This is a genomic window from Proluteimonas luteida (assembly GCF_021191695.1).
In the GTDB taxonomy this organism is placed as follows: Bacteria; Pseudomonadota; Gammaproteobacteria; order Xanthomonadales; family Xanthomonadaceae; genus Luteimonas; species Luteimonas luteida.
Map to the genome: position 1 here is coordinate 164,781 of NZ_JAIWPT010000009.1, position 18,992 is coordinate 183,772.

Consider the following 18,992-nt stretch of genomic DNA (forward strand, 5'->3'; position numbering starts at 1 on the left):
GCGATGTTGCAGATGGTGCCCAAGGGGGGACTCGAACCCCCACGACCTAAGCCGCTACCACCTCAAGGTAGTGCGTCTACCAATTCCGCCACCTGGGCAATTTTTCGTATTCCCTGAAGCTCACGCCCGGAACCGATACCGCTGGAACCGGCGCCCCGCGGGGCCGCGCATTATAGCCGGATCAATCGGCCTGGGGAGCCTCCGGCGTGGTCGCCGGCGCACTTTCCTCGACCGGCGCCTCGGGCACCGCGCCGGCGGCCGGCGCCTGCACGGCGTCGGGCGCGGCAGGTACCGCATTCTGCGCTTCGGGCGCCGCAGGCGCGGCCGGCACCTGCGATTGCGACGACATCACGCCCAGGTCCATGTCCATGGCGTTGGGATTGGCGCGATGCATCGCGTACCAGGCCATGAACAGGGTGACGGCGAAGAACGAGACCGCCAGCCACTTGGTGGCCTTGGTCAGGAAGTTCGACGAGCCGCGCGCGCCGAACACCGTCGCCGAGGCGCCGCCGCCGAACCCGGAGCCGGCCTGCGCGCCCGCGCCGCGCTGCATCAGGATCAGCGCGACCATCGAAATCGCGATGATGACGAACAGGATGTTGAGGATCAGCAGCATGGGCGTGGGCGCTCTGGAACGGTTTCGGTGTGGAGTGTCGGGGCTGGCCGCGACTGCCGGCGTCAGCGCGCTGCGGCCTTGGCAATGGCGAGGAAATCGCCGGCCACCAGCGAAGCGCCGCCGATCAGTCCGCCGTCGATATCCGGCTGCGCGAACAGCGCCGCCGCATTGTCGGGCTTGACGCTGCCGCCGTACAGGATCGGCAACGAATCGGCGATATTAGCATCCCTGGCGGCCACTTCGCTACGGATGAAGGCGTGCACCGCCTGGGCCTGTTCCGGCGTGGCGGTGCGCCCGGTGCCGATCGCCCAGACCGGCTCGTAGGCCACGGCGGCGCCGGCGAACGCGGCCGCGGTCACCAAGTCGAGCACCGGGCGCAGCTGCGAGGCGATGGTGCCCTCGGTCAGCCCTGCCTCGCGCTGCTGCAGGGTCTCGCCGACGCACAGGATCGGGCGCAGGCCGGCATTGACCGCCGCCAGGAACTTGCGGGCGACGTGCTCGCTGCTCTCGTTGTGGTACTGGCGCCGCTCGGAATGGCCGACCAGCCCGAAGTGCGCGCCGACGTCGACCAGCATCCGCGCCGAGACCTCGCCGGTATACGCGCCTTCCTGGTTGCTGCTGACGTCCTGCGCGCCGAATTCGATCCGGCTGTCCTCGAAATCCTCGACCAGATCGCCCAGGTACGGCAGCGGCGGCAGGATCACCACCTCGACCCCGTCGGGCAGGTCCTCGGCGACGCGGGAAACGAGCTCGGTGGCGAACGTGCGGCTGCCGTGCAGCTTCCAGTTGCCGGCGACGATGCGTGGGCGCATGGCGGTCCTTCGAAAGACGGGAGGCCGCTGATTCTAGCCTGCCGTCCGCTGCCGGGCAGCCGCCGCGCGGTCGCGGCGATCGGCTACGCTGGCGCGACCCCCGCCACCGCGGGCATCGGAGAAGACGATGACCGACCAGCCCCGACCGGGATGGGCGCTGATCACCGGCGCGTCGAGCGGCATCGGCGCGGCGATCGCGCGCGGCTGCGCACGGCGCGGCATTCCGCTGGTCCTGACCGCGCGCCGGCTCGAACGCCTGGAGGCACTGGCCGACGAACTGCGCGGCCAGGTCGAGGTGGTCGTGATCGCCATCGACCTGGCCGACCCCGGCGCACCGGCGGCGCTGCAGGCGGCGATCGACCAGCGCGGCCTGCAGCTGCGGTTGCTGGTCAACAATGCCGGCTACGGCCTGCCCGGACGCTACCTGGCCAGCGACTGGGCCGCCCACGCGCGCTTCCTGCAGGTCATGGTGACCGCGGTCAGCGAGCTGACCTGGCGCCTGTTGCCGATGATCCGCGCGTCCGGACACGGCCGCATCCTCAACATCGCCTCGTTCGCCGCGCTGATGCCGTCCGCCGACGGCCAGACCCTGTACGCCCCGGCCAAGGGCTATCTGGTCAAGTTCAGCGAGGCGCTGTCGCTGGAGAACGCCGACGCCGGCGTGCGCGTGGTCGCGCTGTGCCCCGGTTTCACCTGGTCGGAGTTCCACGATGTCACCGGCACGCGCGCGGCGATGTCGAAGCTGCCGCCATGGATGTGGCTCGATGCCGACGACGTCGCCGAGACCGGGCTCGATGCGCTGGAGCGCGGCAGCCGCGTCGTGGTCGTTCCCGGCTGGCGCTACCGGCTGCTGCATGCGCTCACCCGGCACCTGCCGGATACGTTCCTGCTGCGGCGCATGGCGAAGAACTCGCGCAGGATCCGGCCGATCGATTGAGGACCGGCCGACGCCCGCGGGCACGGGCCACGGGTTGCCGCAACGCGGCATCCATCACAAAATACGCATTCATCCCGGCTTCGGCCGGTTTTTTTTGTGTGGTCCACCGTCCATGGCGGCCACCCCGGGCCATCGCTGGCGCGATGTCCAAAATCGCTCCCGGCGATTTTTCTCTGCGGCCTGCCACCTGGGGAAGTGACCCCACTTCGGCTGAAAGCCGTCTTTTTTCATCCCCCTCACCACTGGAGTCCCGAAATGCGTCATCTGCTTCCCCTCGCGCTGGCCGCCGCCGCGCTGTCCCCCACCCTCGCCTGCGCCGCCGACGACGGCTGGAGCGGCAGCGGCGAACTCGGCCTTGCCATCTCCAAGGGCAACACCGACAGCGAGACGCTGGTGGGCAAGCTGGCGCTTGGACGCGAGGACGAAACCTGGAAGCACGCGGTCAACGTGGCGTTCCTGTACGGCAAGAGCGACGACGTCAAGACCGCGCGCCGCTACGAGCTGGGCGGCTCCAGCGGCTATCGGCTGGGCGCGCGCAGCTACGTGTTCGGGTCCGGCCGCAACGAGCGCGACCAGTTCAGCACCAACGAGTACCAGAGCACGCTCGCCGGCGGCTACGGCTTCGAGGCGATCATGCGCGAGGAGACGAAGCTGGTGTTCGAGATCGGCCCCGGCTACCGCTGGGCCAAGGACCAGGACGTACGCGTGCACCACAACGAGGCCGTTGCCCGCGGCTTCATGGACTTCAGCCACCAGCTGACCGCGACCACGCGCCTGTACGACATCCTGCTGGTCGAGTCCGGCGCCGACAACACCTTCGTGCGCAACGATTTCGGCGTGGAAGTGAAGATGACCGACGCGCTGGCGCTGAAGGCCGGTTTCGAGGTGCGCCACAACACCGAGGTCACCGACGACAGCAAGCGCACGGACACGCTGACCACGGTCAATGTGGTGTACGGATTCTGAGGGATCAGGGGCCAGAGGGGTTCCCGATCCGCACCGGTATCGGGAATGTCCCGGCAGCGCAGGAAATCAGTTTGCCGGAGTTCCGCGGGCCCCTGGCCCCTGCCCCCCCCTCACTTCAACTTGATCTCGCGCAGCCGCTCGTCCAGGTAGCCCTGCGCGGTGATCGGCTCGGGATAGCGGCTGGGGTTGTCGGCGGTGACCGTCGAGGGCAGCACGTCGATCAGGAAGTCCGGGTTCGGATGCAGGAAGAACGGCACCGAGTAGCGCGGCTGGCGCGCGGCCTCGCCCGGCGGGTTGACGACCCGGTGGGTGGTCGACGGATACACGTGGTTGGTCAGGCGCTGCAGCATGTCGCCGATGTTGACGACGATGGTGTCCTCGTCGGCGGTGAACGGCACCCACTCCCCGTCGTGCGAGCGCACTTCCAGCCCGGCGGCGCTGGCGCCGACCAGCAGGGTGATCAGGTTGATGTCCTCGTGCGCGCCGGCGCGCACGTTGGGGATGTCGTCGGCGGTGATCGGCGGATAGTGGATCGGCCGCAGGATCGAGTTGCCGCTGTCGGTCTTGTCGGCGAACCAGTCCTCCGGCAGGCCGATGTGCAGCGCCAGCGCCGACAGCACCCGCGAGCCCAGCGCGTCGAGCGTCTGGTACAGGCCGTAGCCGTGCTCGCGGAAAACGGGCACCTCGTCCGGCCACAGGTTCGGCGGCATCACGTCGCGGTACTTCGAGTCGTCCGGGATCTCGCGGCCGATGTGCCAGAACTCCTTGAGGTCGAAATGCTGCGCGCCCTTCGCGGTCTCCACGCCGAACGCGGTGTAGCCGCGCGCACCGCCGCTGCCGGGGACGTGGTACTTCTTCTTGGTCTCTTCCGGCAGCGCGAAGAACGCCTTGAACACGTCGTAGGCGGCGTCGATCTGCGGCTGCGGGATGCCGTGGCCGTTGATGCCGGCGAAGCCCCATTCGCGGTAGGCGTTGCCGAGCTCGGCGACGAAGGCGTCGCGGTCGGCGCTGTCGACGGGATCGGTGAAGCGGCGGATGTCCAGGGTCGGGATGCGTGCGGTCATGAGGGTGTCCTTGGAATCAGGCGGCGGCCGCGCGTACGGCGTCGGCCAGCTGGTCGAGGGTGGATTGCATCAGCGCGTCGTCGTCGGCCTCCACGGTCACGCGGACCACGGGCTCGGTGCCGGACGGCCGCAGGAACGCGCGCCCCCGCCCCTGCACCGCCGCCTGCGCGGTCGCCAGCGCGGCCTGCACGGCGGGCGCCTCGCTCGGCCGCGCGGCGCCGATGTAGCGCACGTTGACGGTCTTCTGCGGCACCTTCGACAGGCCGTGCAGCGCCTCCTGCAGGCTGAGGCCGCGGCGGCGCAGCACTTCGAGCACCTGCAGCGCGCTGATGATGCCGTCGCCGGTGGTCGCGCGGTCCAGGCACAGCAGGTGGCCGGAAGTCTCGCCGCCGAGGATGCCGCCGTGCTCGAGCAGCGCCTGGTGCACGTAGCGGTCGCCGACCCGGGCGCGCAGGAAACCGATGCCGGCCTCGCCGAACGCACGCTCCAGGCCGAAGTTGCTCATCAGCGTGCCGACCACCGGGCCGTGCAAGCGGCCGGTCTGCTGCCAATCGCAGGCCAGCACGTACAGCAGGTCGTCGCCGTCGCGCACGTTGCCGTTGCTGTCGACGAACAGCACGCGGTCGCCGTCGCCGTCGAAGGCGATGCCGAGGTTCGCGCCGGTCCGGGCCACGCGCGCGGCCAGGGTTTCGGGATGGGTCGAGCCGACGCCTTCGTTGATGTTCAGGCCGTTGGGCTCGGCGCCGATCACCTCCACCTGGGCGCCGAGCTCGCGCAGCACGATCGGGCCGACCTGGTAGGTCGCGCCGTTGGCGCAGTCGACCACGATGCGCATGCCGCCGAGGTCGAAATCGCGCGCGACCGAGGCCTTGCAGGCCTCGACGTAGCGGCCGACCGCGTCGCGCGTGCGCACGGCCTTGCCCAGGCGTTCCGACTCGACGGTGCGGAACGGCGACTCGAGCGCGGCTTCGATCGCCAGTTCGGTCGCGTCGTCGAGCTTCTCGCCGTGCGCGGAGAAGAACTTGATGCCGTTGTCGTAGTGCGGGTTGTGCGAGGCCGAGATCACGATGCCGCCGTCGGCGCCGAGCGAACGGGTCAGGTGCGCGACCGCCGGGGTCGGCATCGGGCCCATCAGCTGCACGTCGACGCCGGCGGCGACCAGCCCGGCTTCCAGCGCGGCCTCGAACATGTAGTTGGAGATCCGCGTGTCCTTGCCGATCACGACCTGCGGCTTGCGCCAGTCGCCGGCGCGCGAACGCAGCGCGTGGCCGTAGGCATTGCCCAGGCGCAGCACGAAGTCGGCGGAGATCGCGCCCTCGCCGACACGGCCGCGGATGCCGTCGGTGCCGAAATACTTTCTGCTCATCGAGGCTCCGGGATCAGGCCGCCGTGGCGGCGACGGCCGGCGCGGCCTCGACCTGCGGCTGGCGCAGCATCATCGCGGTCAGGCGGGCGATCCGGTCGCGCAGTTCACGGCGGTCGCAGACCTGGTCGATCGCGCCGTGCTCGAGCAGGAACTCCGAACGCTGGAAGCCCTCCGGCAGGGTCTCGCGCACGGTCTGCTCGATGACGCGCGGGCCGGCGAAGCCGATCAGCGCCCCGGGCTCGGCGATGTTGACGTCGCCCAGCATCGCGAACGAGGCCGAGGCGCCGCCGAACGTCGGGTTGGTCAGCACCGAGATGTACGGCAGGCCTGCGTCGCGCAGGCGGCCGAGCACGGCCGAGGTCTTGGCCATCTGCAGCAGCGAGAACATGCTTTCCTGCATGCGCATGCCGCCGCTGGCGGCGAAGCTGACGAACGGCGCGCCCAGCGCCAGTGCACGCTCGCCGGCCAGCGCGAACTTCTCGCCGCCGACCGATCCCATCGAGCCGCCCATGTAGGCGAAATCCATCGCGCAGGCCACGATCGGCCGCTGCTTCAGCAGGCCCTGCATCGCGATCAGCGTGTCGCGCTCGCCGGTGGCGCGCTGCGCGGCCTTGATCCGGTCGGAGTACTTCTTCTGGTCCTTGAACTTGAGCACGTCGGTCGGCCCCAGGTCGGCGGCGATCTCCTCGCCGGACCCGGCATCGAGGAACGCCTTCAGCCGCGCGCGGGCGCGGATCGCACGATGGAAACCGCACTTGGGGCAGACCTCGAGGTTCTCCTCCAGCTCCGGGCCGTAGAGCACGGCGCCGCAGTGCTCGCACTTCTCCCACAGGCCCTCCGGGACGCTGCGCTTCTTGACCGCGGCCGAGTCGGTGCGGATGCGCGGCGGCATGATCTTCTGCAACCAGGACATGTCGTCTCAGTTCTCCTGCGGCCCAGCCGGGCCTGAATCGCGGAAGTGTAGCTCACCGGCCGTTGGCGGCATGCCGGTTCGCGCCGGGAACCGCGCCACGACGCGGTTCCCGGGCATTCAGCCGCCGTCGAGCGCGGCGCGCAGCGGTGCCAGGAACGCGCTGGCGCGGGCCGCCGCATCGGCGGCGTCGGGCGCGCCGTCGAGCGCGGCGACCAGCGCGCTGCCGACCACCACGCCGTCGGCATCGACGGCCATCGCCGCGGCGCTGGCGGCATCGCGGATGCCGAAGCCGGCCACGACCGGCACCCGGCCGGCTGCCCGCAGCGCACGCAGCCGCGTGGAGGCCGCGGCGGTGTCCAGGCGGTCGGAGGCACCGGTCACGCCGGCGAAACTGACGTAGTACAGATAGCCCTGCGCGTCGCGGCACAGTCGCTGCATGCGTGCCTCGGGCGTGGTCGGCGAGGCCAGCAGGATCAGCGCGATGCCGTGCGCGGCGAACGCATCGCGGAATGCCGCCGACTCCTCCGGCGGCAGGTCGACCAGCAGCACCCCGTCGACGCCGGCGGCGGCGGCATCGCGGGCGAAGCCTTCGGCGCCGCGGATCTCGATCGGGTTCAGGTAGCCCATCAGCACCACCGGCGTGGCGGCGTCGCCGTCGCGGAACCGGCGCACCGCGTCCAGCACCCAGCGCATGCCCGCGCCCCGCGCCAGCGCGCGCTCGGAGCTGCGCTGGATCGTCGGTCCGTCGGCCATCGGGTCGGAGAACGGCACCCCGAGTTCGATGACGTCGGCGCCGGCCGCGACCAGCGCGTGCATCACCGGCACCGTGGCCTCCAGCGAGGGATCACCGGCGGTGACGAAGGGAATCAGGGCCTTGCGGCCGGCCGTGGACAGGCGGGCGAAAGCGGCATCGAGACGGGTCATGGCAGCGGGCACCTGTGGCTTGCGGACGCGGCCGTGACCGCGCGGACAACGGGAAACATGGGCGGTGGAGGCGGGCCGGCGGTCGGCATCGGCCCGGGAAGCGCGCGGATCCGGCTCACGAGCAGCTCTCGACCAGCTGGATGGCGTCGGCGCCGCCCCAGAACACCGATTCCACGGTCTCGCCGACCACTTCGGCGCGCACGCCGATGCCGCGCTGCGGGTCGCGCCAGGTCAGGTACACGTCGTTCGCATCGCCGTATTCGTGCGGCGTGCTGGCCGTGGAGGCAGGCATCGCCGCCAGCGCGGCATCCTGCGAGATCCCCGGACGCAGGCCGAACGGGCCGGCCAGCGGCAGGTCCGGGTCGTACAGTTCGAAACGCTGGATCCGGCCATCGGCCACCATCATCTGCACGCCGGCCGGCAACGGGCCGCCGCTGAAGTAGCCGCAATCGGTTTCGGGGTGCTGCCCCTCGTCGATCCAGCCGGCATCGGTGGCGGGATCGAAGTGCGCGCCAACGACCGCGTCGCCGATCCGGTCGGGCGCGTCCAGCACCACGATGGTGTGCGCGGGTGGCGCAGCGTCGTTGGGGGCGGTCGCGAACGCCGGCGCTTCGGCGCGGTCCGCGCAGCCGGCGCACAGCAGGGCCAGCCCGAGCAGCAGTGCCCTCAGAACCTGTTCACGATCTCCGATGGGTCGCGCCGTGCTTGCTGGCGCGCAGGGCAAGGAAGAGCGAGGGAGCGTATGTCGATACGCGACCGGGCGATGACGCCGCCCTGTGCGTCGGCAGGCGCGGCCCGAAGGGTGGCCGCGCAGCGGCCACGCGGGCCGTTTCGGGGATCGTGAACAGGTTCTCACAGCACGATCCCCTCGCGCGCGGCGATGGTATGCACGTCCTTGTCGCCACGGCCGGACAGGTTGCACAGCACCAGCGCGTCCCTGGGCAGTTCGCGGGCCAGCTTGATCGCCTGGGCCACCGCGTGGCTGGATTCGAGCGCCGGCAGGATGCCCTCGGTGCGCGTGAGCAGGTGGAACGCGGCCAGTGCCTCCTCGTCGGTCACGCCGACGTACTCGGCGCGGCCGCTGTCCTTGAGGAAGGCGTGCTCGGGGCCGACGCCGGGATAGTCGAGGCCGGCGGAAATCGAATGGGTCTCGATGATCTGGCCGTCGTCGTCGCAGATCACGTAGGTGCGGTTGCCGTGCAGCACGCCGACCCGGCCGGCGGCCAGCGACGCGGCATGGCGGCCGGTGTCGATGCCGTCGCCCGCGGCCTCGGCGCCGACGATGCGCACCCCCGGATCGTTGAGGAACGCGTGGAACAGGCCGATGGCGTTGCTGCCGCCGCCGACGCAGGCGGTGATCGCGTCCGGCAGGCGGCCGTAGTCCTCCAGCATCTGCGCGCGCGCCTCGCGCCCGACCACGGCGTTGAAGTCGCGGACCATGCGCGGGTACGGGTCCGGGCCGGCGACGGTGCCGATGATGTAGAACGTGTCCCGGACATTGGTCACCCAGTCGCGCATCGCCTCGTTGAGCGCGTCCTTGAGCGTTGCCGAGCCCGACGTCACCGGCACCACGGTCGCGCCCAGCAGCCGCATCCGGTAGACGTTGGCCTTCTGCCGCTCGATGTCGGTGGCGCCCATGTAGACCACGCATTCCAGGCCGAGCCGGGTGGCGACGGTGGCGCTGGCGACGCCGTGCTGGCCGGCGCCGGTCTCGGCGATGATCCGGGTCTTGCCCATGCGGCTGGCCAGCAGCGCCTGGCCGATGGTGTTGTTGATCTTGTGCGCGCCGGTGTGGTTGAGGTCCTCGCGCTTGAGCAGGATCTGCGCACCGCCCGTCTCCCGGCTCAGGCGCTCGGCGTGGTAGATCGGGCTGGGCCGGCCCACGTAGTGCTTGAGGTCCTTGTCGAAGGCGGCGACGAAGGCCGGATCGACCCGCGCCGCATCGTAGGCGGCGGCCAGTTCCTCCAGCGGCCCGATCAGGGTCTCGGCGACGAAACGGCCGCCATGGCGGCCGAAATGGCCGGACGCGTCCGGAAAGGCGTGGTAGTCGGGAACGTGCTCGGAAACGGGAATCGCGGACATGGCGGGGTGGCGGCCGGGGCTGCTGGGGGCCTGCACTCTAGCGCACGGGTCGCGTCGCGATAAGCGAGCATTCCGCCGAGATTCGTGAGAATAATTCACACATGAGCAACGAGCGCCTGCCCCCGCTGACAGCCCTGCGCGCCTTCGAGGCGGCGGCGCGGCTGGGCAGCATCGGCCGCGCCGCGGCCGAACTGCACGTCACCCACGGCGCGGTCAGCCGCCAGATCAAGGCGCTGGAAGCGCATCTGGACCTGCCGCTGTTCCAGCGCGACGGCCGTGGCGTGCGCCTGACCCCCGCCGGGGAACGCCTGCGCGACGCGGCCGGCAGCGCGTTCGCGCAGCTGCAGGCCAGCGTGCGTGCGCTGCGCCGGGACGCGACCCCGCAGGCGCTGGTGCTGGGCTGCCCGGGCAGCCTGCTGGCGCGCTGGGTGATCCCGCGGCTGGACCGGCTGGCACGCGACCTGCCCGGCCTGCGCCTGCACCTGTCCGCGCACGAGGGCGACTTCGATCCTGCGCTGCCGGACCTGGACGCCGCGCTGCTGATCGGCCAGCCGCCGTGGCCGCCCGGCTGGCGGGTGCGCACGCTGGCCGACGAGCGCATCGGTCCGGTGCTGAGTCCGCGCCATCCGCGGTTCGATGCGCTCGCGCACGCGCCCGCCGACGCCCTGCTGCAGGAACCGCTGCTGCATACTGCCTCGCGCCCGCAGGCCTGGCCGCAGTGGGCCGCGCGCCAAGGCCTGGATCCCGCCGGCCTGCGCATGGGCACCGGGTTCGAGCACCTGTACTACCTGCTCGAAGCGGCGGCGTCCGGACTCGGCGTCGCGATCGCGCCGGCCCAGCTGGTCGCCGACGACATCGACGCCGGCCGCCTGGCCGCGCCTTGGGGCTTCGTCGGCACCGGCGCGCACTGGTGCCTGTGCACGCAAGGGGCAGGCGCGGACGGGCGCTTCGACACGCTCGCCGACTGGCTGGCCGGGCAGCTCGCGCAGGCCTGATCCGGATGGGCCGGCGGCCGGGCTGTACGCGCCCCCGCGATCCCGCGGGGCGGACTGCCGTTGTCCCGCGCGAGGGAATGACGGGCCACGACAGCGGGCCAATGGCGTGTCGAGACCGCCCTACACGATGCGGCGCACGGCATCGACGAACGCGCGCATGCGTGCCGCGTCCTTGATGCCGGGCGCCGATTCGATCCCGCTGGAAACGTCGACCCCGGCCGGGTGCGCGGCCGCGATCGCGGTCGCGACGTTGCCGGCATCGAGCCCGCCGGCGAGCCAGAACGGCCGGTCGAGCGTGGCCGGCAGCCGCGTCCAGTCGAAGCGCACGCCGCCGCCGCCGGGTTCGCCGGCCGCGTGGCCATCGAACAGGAACGCCGCCGCGCCGGGGAACCCGTCCAGCGACGCCAGCGCGCGCGCCGGATCGCCGCCCATCGCGACCGCCTTCCAGTACGGCAGGCCGAAGCCGGCGCAGAATTCGTCGTCCTCGCGGCCATGGAACTGCAACACGTCGGGCGCGACCGCGTCGACGACCGCGGCGACCTCGTCGGCCGGCGTGTCCATCACCAGCGCGACCAGTCCGACCCGTGCCGGCACCGCAGCGCGCAGCGCGCGCGCCGCGTCCAGGGGCAACCGCCGCGGGCTGCGCGCGGCGAACACGAAGCCGACGTGGTCGACGCCGAGCCGGGCCGCGTGTTCGATATCCTCGCGCCGGGTCAGGCCGCAGAACTTGATGCGCGTGGCCGCTGCCGTGCTCATGCCGGCAGCGTCACTTCGGCCGGCAGCGCCCATTCTGGCGGATACAGCGGCCCGAGGAACAGCAGCCCGGCGGCCGGCGCGGTCGGGCCGGCGACGCTGCGGTCGCGGCCGGCCAGCAGCTCGGCCATCCAGCCCTCGGCCCGCGCGCCGGCACCGATCTCCAGCAGCGAGCCGACGATGTTGCGGACCATGTGGTGCAGGAAGGCATTGGCCTGCACCTCGACGACGACCTCGTCGTCGACGCGCCGCACCGAGATCCGCTGCAGGTCGCGACGCGCATGCGGCGCCTGGCAGTGCACGGTGCGGAACGCGGAGAAATCCTGTTCGCCGAGCAGCGCCTGCGCGGCGCGGTGCATCGCCCCGGCATCGAGCGGACGCAGTTCCCAGGACAGGTACTGGCGCTGCAGCGCGGGCCGCACCGCGCGGTTGAGGATGCGGTAGCGGTACTGGCGCGCGCGCGCCGAGAAGCGCGCGTTGAAGTCGTCCGGCACCGCCTGCGCCCAGCGCACGCACACCTGCGGCGGCAGGTGGGTGGTGGCGCCCAGCGTCCACGCGCGCGGGCTGCGCCGCGCGTCGGTATCGAAATGCACGACCTGGCAGCGCGCGTGCACGCCGGCATCGGTGCGGCCGGAACAGGTGGTCGCGACCGGATGGTCGGCCACCCGCGACAGCGCCGTTTCCAGCGCCGCCTGGACCGATTCGGTGCCGCCCTCGCCGGCCTTGCTCAGCCGCTGCCAGCCGAGAAATCCGTTGCCGTCGTACTCGACGCCCAGCGCGACCCGCATCGGCACGGATCAGCCGAGGTTGCGCAGCAGCAGCGCGGCCTGCGCGCTGGCCGCCGCATCGTCGCCATCCACCACTTCCTGCAGCAGTTCGCGCGCGGTGGCGCTGTCGCCGAGATCGACATAGGCCCGCGCGAGCTCGATGCGCTCCTCTGCCGAGGACACCGGCAGGCTCGACGCGACCGAGGCGCCGACGATCGGCGTGGCCGCGGCCGGCGCGAGTGCCGACGACGGGGTGTCGACGCCCGCCACGTCCGGATTCGTGTCCGGATTCGCGACCGGGGGCGCCGCGTGGGCCGCCGGCCTGGAAGCCGCCGTGGCATCGCCCGCGTGCCAGGCCGGCGATGCGGTGGCCGGTGCCGCAGCTGCGGGCGCCGGGGTCGCAGGCTTCGCCGCCGCGAAGGTCGGGCGCGCGCCGGGCGTCGCCGGCACGGGCCTGGCACGCGCGGCGCCGGACGCGGCCCGGCGTGCGAGCAACCAGGCCACCACGCCGCCCACCAGCAGGCCCAGGCCCAGCCAGATCCACGGGAAGCCGCCGCCGGCGTCGGCCTGGCGCTGGTTGCTCTCGGCCAGACGCTGCTGCGCGGCCGCCAGCTCGGTGTCCTTCATCTCGATCAGCTGTTGCTGTTGCTGTTGCAGCCGTTCGAGGTCGGCCAGCCGCGCCTGCAGTTCCTCGATCTCGGCATTGCGCGCGGCCACGGTCTCGTTGGCCTGTTGCAGTTCCTGACGCAGCATGTCTCCCCCACCGCCGGCGTCGATGCCGGATTGCGTTCCCGCCTGTTGGCCGTCACCCGACGGCGGTGTGATTTCCAGCCGCGCGTCGGCCACCGCCGGCGCGGCCGGCGACGCGGCATCCGGCGATGTCGCCGCTGCCGCTTCCTGCGTGGCCGGCGCCTCCGGCTGCGGTGCGGGCTGGCGCATCTCGCGCCACTGCCCGACCTGCTCGCGCACCACGGCCGTCGCCTCGGCGCGGCTGTACTGCGCCCACTGGTCCTGCGGCGGCACGCGCAGCACCGCGCCCTCGCGGATCAGGTTGAGATTGCCGCGGATGAAGGCCTCGGGATTGGCGCGCAGCAGCAGCACCATCGCCTGGTTGACGGTGATCCCGCCCTGCTCGGCCAGCGGCTCAGCCAGCGCCGACAGGTTCTGTCCGGCCTGGACCGGCGGAAGTTCGGACGGCACGGCCGTGGCGACCGGCGCGGCGGCTGCCGGCGCGGGCGCCGGGGCGACGACCGGCGCAGGCGCCGGCTCGGCGGGCGCTGGCGCTGGCGCAGGCGGCGGCGGTTCCGCATCGGCGGCGACCGCGGTGTCGTCCACGGCAGTCGGCGCCGCGGCGGCGGCAGGCGCCGGCGTTTCGGCCGTCTCCGGGGCCCGCACGATCGTCGGCGGCGGCGCGGCGACCGGCGCCTGGATCGACGGCTGCGCCGGCGCGGCGAGGGTATCGGGCACGGCGATCAGCGCGGAGTACTCGCGCACCAGCCGGCCCTGGCCCCAGTCGACCTCGATCAGGAACGTCAGCGCCTCCTGCTGCACCGGCGCGGCCGTGGTGACCCGGATCACCGGCCGGCCGCTGGCATCGAGCGCGACGTTGAACTGCAGGTCCGACACCAGGCCCTGCGGCGGATCGAGGCCGATCCGCGCGAAGGTCTCCGGCGACGCCAGCCGCGCCTGCAGCTGGCGCAGCTCGGCCGGATCGCTGGACACGATCGGGATCTCCGCCAGCAGCGGCTGACCGGCCTGCGAACGCACCTCGATGCGTCCCAGGCCCAGCGCGAACGCCGGCAGGGCGGCGAGCAGCAGGGCGCCGGCGGACAGCAGCCGCAGCAGTCGATGGCGCAAGGCATTCCCCTGATTCATGCGGCGACTGTAGCGGCGCGGGCTCCCGATCCGCAACGATGGGCCCGCCGGGACACCCCCGGTACACGGACGCGGCGGCATCGGATGGACCGGCACGGCGCCGCCCGGCGACAGGTTCAACCGCCGGCGGCGACCAGTTCGGCCACCTGCACGGCATTGAGCGCGGCGCCCTTGCGGATGTTGTCCGAGACGATCCACAGGTTCAGGCCGTTGGGATGCGAGAGGTCCTCGCGGATGCGGCCGACGAACACCGCGTCCTTGCCCGATGCGTGCGTGACCGGGGTCGGATAGCCGCCGGCACGCGGCTCGTCGACGACCTCGACGCCCGGCGCGGTCGCCAGCAGCGCGCGCGCCTCGTCGACGCCGAGCCTCTCGCGGGTCTCGACCGTGACCGCTTCGGAATGGCCGTAGAACACCGGCACGCGGACCGCGGTCGGGTTCACCAGGATGCCGTCGTCGGCGAGGATCTTGCGCGTCTCCCAGACCAGCTTCATCTCCTCCTTGGTGAAGCCGTTGTCGAGGAACTCGTCGATCTGCGGGATCAGGTTGAAGGCGATCTGCACCGGGAAACGCTCGGGACTGGGATCGCGGAAGTTCAGCAGGTCGCCGGTCTGGCGCCCCAGTTCCTCGAGCGCCGAGCGGCCGGCGCCAGACACCGACTGGTAGGTGGCGACGTTGATGCGCACGATGCCGGCCTTGCGGTGGATCGGCGCCAGTGCGACCAGCATCTGCATCGTCGAGCAGTTGGGATTGGCGATGATGCCGCGCGGCCGGTCGCGGGCCGCCTCGGGATTCACTTCGGACACCACCAGCGGCACGTCGTCGTCGTAGCGGAACGCCGAGCTGTTGTCGATGACGACCGCACCGGCGGCGGCGAACTTCGGTGCGTATGCCTTGCTGGTCGCGCCGCCCGCGGAGAACAGCGCGATGTCGACGCCGGCCGGGTCGAAGGTCGCCAGGTCCTGCACGACGATGTCGTCGTCGCCGAACTTCACGGTGGTGCCGGCCGAACGCTCGCTGGCCAGGGCTACGAGTTCGGACACGGGGAAATCGCGCTCGGCGAGGATCGACAGCATGGTCTCGCCGACGGCGCCGGTGGCACCGACGACGGCGACGCGGAAACGACGGTTCTGGGAAGTGGGCATTGCGGAACTCTCGAAAATTGGATGCGGAGCGCGCTGGGCGCAGGACGGAACGGGGGCCGTGATCGGGGAACCGCCCGCGCGATGGCTCAGGCGGTTCCCGGACGTTTGCCGTCCTTGTCCTTGCCAGGGGCCGCCGCGATCGGCGTCGGCGGATTGCCGGCGTCCGGGCCGAAGCCGAGCCCGGCGATCAGGTTGTCGACCGCCAGCGTCACCATCGCCCGGCGCGTGGCGAGGCTGCCGCTGGCGATGTGCGGCGTCAGCACGATGTTGCGCAGCGCCAGCAGCCGCGGATTGACCGCCGGCTCGCCCTCGAACACGTCCAGCGCCGCCGACGCCAGCCGCCCACCGGCCAGCGCATCGGCCAGCGCGTCCTCGTCGACGATGCCGCCGCGGGCGATGTTGGTCAGCGTCGCGGTCGGCTTCATGCGCGCCAGCGCGGCGGCATCGATCAAATGGTGGTTCTCCGGCGAATACGGCAGCACCAGCACCAGGTGGTCGCTGCCCGCCAGCAGCGCGTCGAGATCGACGTACTGCGCATTGCACTCGCGCTCGACCGCGTCCGGCAGCCGGCTGCGGTTGTGGTAGCGCACGCGCATGCCGAAACCCGCGCCGCGGCGGGCGATGCCCTGGCCGATGCGGCCCATGCCGAGGATGCCGAGCGTGCTGCCGTGGATATCGGCGCCCAGCAGGCCCTTGAAGTCCCAGCCCTGCCACTTGCCTTCGCGCAGGTGGCGTTCGGCCTCGGTGATGCGGCGCGCGGCGGCCATCATCATCGCGAAGCCGAAATCGGCGGTGGTCTCGGTCAGCACGTCGGGCGTGTTGGTGGCGACGATGCCGCGCGCCTGCAGCGCCGGCACGTCGAGGTTGTTGTAGCCGACGCCCAGGTTGGCGATGACGCGCAGGCGCGACGCGGCGGCGATCTCGTCCGCGCCGACCGTCTCGTTGAGCGTGACCAGTGCGCCGTCGGCCTCGCGCAGCGCCGCGGCGACCTGCGCCGGCGTGTGGTTGCCGATGACCGGCACCTGGGTCACGTCGCAATACGCGTCCAGCCGCGCGACGATGTCGTCGAACAGCGGCTGCGACACCCAGACCCGTGGCCGTGGCTCAGCCATCGTCGCGCACCGCGATGCCGGCAGGGATGCGCGGCGCGACCTCGCCGACGTCGCCGCACTGCGCGCGATGCCGCAGCGCCTGGTCCATCAGCACCAGCGCCAGCATCGCCTCGCAGATCGGGGTCGCGCGGATGCCCACGCAGGGGTCGTGGCGGCCGGTGGTGACCACTTCGACCACGTTGCCGCCCGTATCCAGGCCCTCGGCCGGCAGGCGCAGGCTCGAGGTCGGCTTGAACGCGGTGGAGACCACGATCCGCTGCCCGGTGCTGATGCCGCCGAGCACGCCGCCGGCATGGTTCGACGCGAATCCGGCCGGCGTCATCAGGTCGCGGTGTTCGCTGCCCCTCGAAGCCACCGATGCGAAGCCGGCACCGATCTCCACGCCCTTGACCGCGTTGATCGACATCATCGCCGCGGCCAGTTCGCCGTCGAGCTTGCCGTAGACCGGTTCGCCCCAGCCGGGCGGCACGCCGTCGGCGACCGCGGTCACGCGCGCGCCGACCGAATCGCCGGACTTGCGCAGCGCGTCCATGTAGGCCTCCAGCTCGGGCACCTGCGCGGCGTCCGGCCAGAAGAACGGATTGGATTCAACGATGTCCCAGTCGATCGCCTTGGCGGCGGTCTGCGCCGGCACGAGGTCGCCCAGCTGCGACAGGTAGCCATGCACGTGCACGCCGTAGCGCTCGGCCAGCCACTTCTTCGCGATCACCGCGGCGGCGACCCGCATCGTGGTCTCGCGCGCGGACGAGCGGCCGCCGCCGCGCGGATCGCGGATGCCGTACTTCTGCCAGTAGGCGTAGTCGGCGTGGCCGGGCCGGAACTGGCGGGCGATGTTGCCGTAGTCCTTGCTGCGCGCATCGGTGTTGCGGATCAGCAGCGCGATCGGGGTGCCGGTGGTGACGCCCTCGAAGACGCCGCTGAGGATCTCGACCGCGTCGGCCTCGCGCCGCGCCGAGGTGTGGCGGCTCCTGCCGGTCGCGCGGCGCTGCAGGTCGTGGTCGAACATGCCCGCATCCAGCGCGATGCCGGGCGGACTGCCGTCGACGACGCAGCCGATCGCCGGCCCGTGGCTCTCGCCGAAGGTGGTGACGGTGAAGAGTTTGCCGAAGCTGTTGCTGGACATGGCACCGGAAGCGTCGCGGACGACGCGGCAGGGGAGTCACCGGCGCGCTGCAGGCGGCGCCGGACGTGGGCCGGCAAGCTTAACGCGCAATCGCCGCGCGCGAGCGGATGGTTTCGCTCAGAACAATTCCGTGCCGGCGGCACCGGCCTGTGCCGCGGGCGTCGCCGGCGCGGCCTCGCGCGCGGCCGCCAGTTCGGCGATGCGCGCGTTGTGGGTCACCAGGTCGTGGCGCTCGGCCACGAACACGCCCATCTGCCCGACCTGGAACTCGACCCACAGCAGCGGCAGCTCCGGCAGCAGCCTGACCAGGTGCTGTTCGGACTCGCCGACCTCGCAGATCAGCAGCCCCTCGTCGGTCAGGTGCAGCGGCGCGTCGCGCAGGATCTTCAGCACCAGGTCGAGACCGTCGTCGCCGGCGCGCAGGCCCATCTCGGGCTCGTAGGCGTATTCCCTCGGCAGCGCGTCGGTCTCGTCGTTGGTGACGTAGGGCGGATTGCTGACGATCAGGTCGTAGTGCTCGCCCTGCAGGCCGGAGAACAGGTCCGACTTGAGGAAGCGCACGTTGGCGACCTCCAGCCGCTGCTCGTTCTCGGCCGCCAGCGACAGCGCCTCGTCGCTGAGGTCGACGCCGTCGACATGCCAGTCCGGGTTGTGGTGGGCCATCGCGATCGCGATGCAGCCCGAGCCGGTGCACAGGTCCAGCGCGCGGCGCACCTCCCGGCCGCCGAGCCACGGCTCGAAACCGGACAGGATCAGCTCGGCGATCGGCGAGCGCGGCACCAGCGCGCGGCGGTCGCTCTTGAAGCTCAGGCCCGCGAACCAGGCCTCGCCGGTGAGATATGCGGCGGGCACGCGCTCCTCGATGCGGCGCAGGAACAGCGCCAGCACGTCCTCCTTCTCCGCCAGCGTGACCCGCGCCTGGCCATATGCCGGGCCGAGGTCGTGCGGCAGGTGCAGCGCGTGCAGGGTCAGGTGGGTGGCCTCGTCGATCGCGTTGTCGTAGCTGTGGCCGAAGGTCAGGCCGGCGGCGTTGAAGCGGCTGGCGCCGTAGCGGATCAGGTCGATGATCGTCTGCAGTTCTTCGGTCATGGCGCGGCGATCCGGCGGCGGAATCAGGGGGCGTGGATTATAGGCCAGTGCCGGGCAGCCGCCGGGGACCGCCGCCCGCGAGAAGGTGGCGCGAAGCGCCGGATGAGGGGCCTGTCCGCCCGCGCCCTCACCCCACCATCCGCGCCGCGGATGGTCTCCCCACTCTCCCGTGTACGGGAAGCGCCAAGGCCCGTTCCGCCGCAGCGCTGCGAAAACCGAGCCCTTCTCCCTCCGGGAGAAGGTGGCGCGAAGCGCCGGATGAGGGGCCTGTCCGCCCGTGCCCTCACCCCACCATCCGCGCCGCGGATGGTCCTCCCCTCTCCCGCTGTATGGCCCGGCCACATGGTGGACAGGTGTTCGGGGACATGGTGGACACATTCAAGCTGCAGCATCGAAGCCCAACAGGAGCAGGCGATGCCGTGGCAGGAGGTGTCGACGATGTCGTTACGGGAA

General features: G+C 71.8%; 18 protein-coding genes and 1 tRNA gene. 3 read left to right on the plus strand and 16 right to left on the minus strand.

Annotation, left to right across the window (positions count from 1 at the left end):
• Positions 1 to 13 precede the first annotated feature (13 nt).
• The 3 genes from LDO26_RS09985 to tpiA all read right to left on the minus strand — a co-directional run bounded on the left by LDO26_RS09985 (position 14) and on the right by tpiA (position 1,428).
• Positions 14 to 98, minus strand: a tRNA-Leu gene (locus LDO26_RS09985).
• Positions 99 to 181: 83 nt separating this feature from the next.
• A complete protein-coding gene (gene secG, locus LDO26_RS09990; protein ID WP_232130941.1) occupies positions 182 to 616 on the minus strand; it encodes a preprotein translocase subunit SecG in 435 nt (144 codons plus the stop codon).
• Between the two features lie 62 nt (positions 617 to 678).
• Positions 679 to 1,428 (minus strand): triose-phosphate isomerase, encoded by a 750-nt coding sequence (tpiA, locus tag LDO26_RS09995; RefSeq protein ID WP_232130942.1) that lies wholly within the window; start codon positions 1,426 to 1,428, stop codon positions 679 to 681.
• A 127-nt stretch (positions 1,429 to 1,555) separates the two neighbouring features.
• On the opposite strand from tpiA, the gene LDO26_RS10000 reads away from it, so the two are divergent.
• Both LDO26_RS10000 and LDO26_RS10005 read left to right on the plus strand, forming a co-directional pair.
• Positions 1,556 to 2,365 carry an SDR family NAD(P)-dependent oxidoreductase gene (locus LDO26_RS10000; RefSeq protein WP_232130943.1) on the plus strand — a complete coding sequence of 270 codons (810 nt, stop codon included), beginning with the start codon at positions 1,556 to 1,558 and terminating at the stop codon, positions 2,363 to 2,365.
• Between the two features lie 255 nt (positions 2,366 to 2,620).
• Positions 2,621 to 3,331 carry a DUF481 domain-containing protein gene (locus LDO26_RS10005; protein ID WP_232130944.1) on the plus strand — a complete coding sequence of 237 codons (711 nt, stop codon included), beginning with the start codon at positions 2,621 to 2,623 and terminating at the stop codon, positions 3,329 to 3,331.
• 110 nt (positions 3,332 to 3,441) lie between these two features.
• Here LDO26_RS10005 and LDO26_RS10010 read toward each other — a convergent pair whose 3' ends face one another.
• From LDO26_RS10010 to trpB, 6 genes are all read right to left on the minus strand, one after another.
• A complete protein-coding gene (locus LDO26_RS10010) occupies positions 3,442 to 4,395 on the minus strand; it encodes an isopenicillin N synthase family dioxygenase (RefSeq protein ID WP_232130945.1) in 954 nt (317 codons plus the stop codon).
• Positions 4,396 to 4,411: 16 nt separating this feature from the next.
• Positions 4,412 to 5,761 carry a phosphoglucosamine mutase gene (gene glmM / locus LDO26_RS10015; RefSeq protein ID WP_232130946.1) on the minus strand — a complete coding sequence of 450 codons (1,350 nt, stop codon included), beginning with the start codon at positions 5,759 to 5,761 and terminating at the stop codon, positions 4,412 to 4,414.
• 13 nt (positions 5,762 to 5,774) lie between these two features.
• A complete protein-coding gene (gene accD, locus LDO26_RS10020; RefSeq protein ID WP_232130947.1) occupies positions 5,775 to 6,674 on the minus strand; it encodes an acetyl-CoA carboxylase, carboxyltransferase subunit beta in 900 nt (299 codons plus the stop codon).
• A gap of 117 nt (positions 6,675 to 6,791) precedes the next feature.
• The gene (gene trpA, locus LDO26_RS10025; RefSeq protein WP_232130948.1) at positions 6,792 to 7,598 is read right to left on the minus strand and encodes a tryptophan synthase subunit alpha; all 807 of its coding nucleotides are present in this window, start codon (positions 7,596 to 7,598) and stop codon (positions 6,792 to 6,794) included.
• A gap of 115 nt (positions 7,599 to 7,713) precedes the next feature.
• On the minus strand, positions 7,714 to 8,322 hold the full coding sequence (locus LDO26_RS10030) for a hypothetical protein (protein ID WP_232130949.1): 609 nt from the start codon (positions 8,320 to 8,322) through the stop codon (positions 7,714 to 7,716).
• Between the two features lie 128 nt (positions 8,323 to 8,450).
• On the minus strand, positions 8,451 to 9,680 hold the full coding sequence (gene trpB, locus LDO26_RS10035; protein WP_232130950.1) for a tryptophan synthase subunit beta: 1,230 nt from the start codon (positions 9,678 to 9,680) through the stop codon (positions 8,451 to 8,453).
• A gap of 101 nt (positions 9,681 to 9,781) precedes the next feature.
• On the opposite strand from trpB, the gene LDO26_RS10040 reads away from it, so the two are divergent.
• On the plus strand, positions 9,782 to 10,675 hold the full coding sequence (locus LDO26_RS10040; protein ID WP_232130951.1) for a LysR family transcriptional regulator: 894 nt from the start codon (positions 9,782 to 9,784) through the stop codon (positions 10,673 to 10,675).
• 120 nt (positions 10,676 to 10,795) lie between these two features.
• Here the strand turns inward: LDO26_RS10040 and LDO26_RS10045 are convergent, their stop codons facing one another.
• The 7 genes from LDO26_RS10045 to prmB form a co-directional block, all read right to left on the minus strand.
• The gene (locus tag LDO26_RS10045; RefSeq protein ID WP_232130952.1) at positions 10,796 to 11,431 is read right to left on the minus strand and encodes a phosphoribosylanthranilate isomerase; all 636 of its coding nucleotides are present in this window, start codon (positions 11,429 to 11,431) and stop codon (positions 10,796 to 10,798) included.
• Complete coding sequence (gene truA / locus LDO26_RS10050; protein WP_232130953.1) at positions 11,428 to 12,216, minus strand: tRNA pseudouridine(38-40) synthase TruA; 789 nt, start codon at positions 12,214 to 12,216, stop codon at positions 11,428 to 11,430. Before truA ends, LDO26_RS10045 begins: the two co-directional genes overlap by 4 nt.
• Positions 12,217 to 12,225: 9 nt before the next feature.
• Positions 12,226 to 14,052: a FimV/HubP family polar landmark protein gene (locus LDO26_RS10055; protein ID WP_232130954.1), complete on the minus strand. Its 1,827-nt coding sequence runs from the start codon at positions 14,050 to 14,052 to the stop codon at positions 12,226 to 12,228.
• A gap of 134 nt (positions 14,053 to 14,186) precedes the next feature.
• Positions 14,187 to 15,215 carry an aspartate-semialdehyde dehydrogenase gene (locus LDO26_RS10060; protein ID WP_232130955.1) on the minus strand — a complete coding sequence of 343 codons (1,029 nt, stop codon included), beginning with the start codon at positions 15,213 to 15,215 and terminating at the stop codon, positions 14,187 to 14,189.
• Positions 15,216 to 15,301: 86 nt separating this feature from the next.
• Positions 15,302 to 16,327 (minus strand): 2-hydroxyacid dehydrogenase, encoded by a 1,026-nt coding sequence (locus LDO26_RS10065; RefSeq protein WP_232130956.1) that lies wholly within the window; start codon positions 16,325 to 16,327, stop codon positions 15,302 to 15,304.
• The gene (gene aroC, locus LDO26_RS10070) at positions 16,320 to 17,450 is read right to left on the minus strand and encodes a chorismate synthase (protein ID WP_232130957.1); all 1,131 of its coding nucleotides are present in this window, start codon (positions 17,448 to 17,450) and stop codon (positions 16,320 to 16,322) included. Before aroC ends, LDO26_RS10065 begins: the two co-directional genes overlap by 8 nt.
• Before the next feature lie 117 nt (positions 17,451 to 17,567).
• A complete protein-coding gene (gene prmB / locus LDO26_RS10075) occupies positions 17,568 to 18,539 on the minus strand; it encodes a 50S ribosomal protein L3 N(5)-glutamine methyltransferase (RefSeq protein WP_232130958.1) in 972 nt (323 codons plus the stop codon).
• Positions 18,540 to 18,992: the final 453 nt, after the last annotated feature.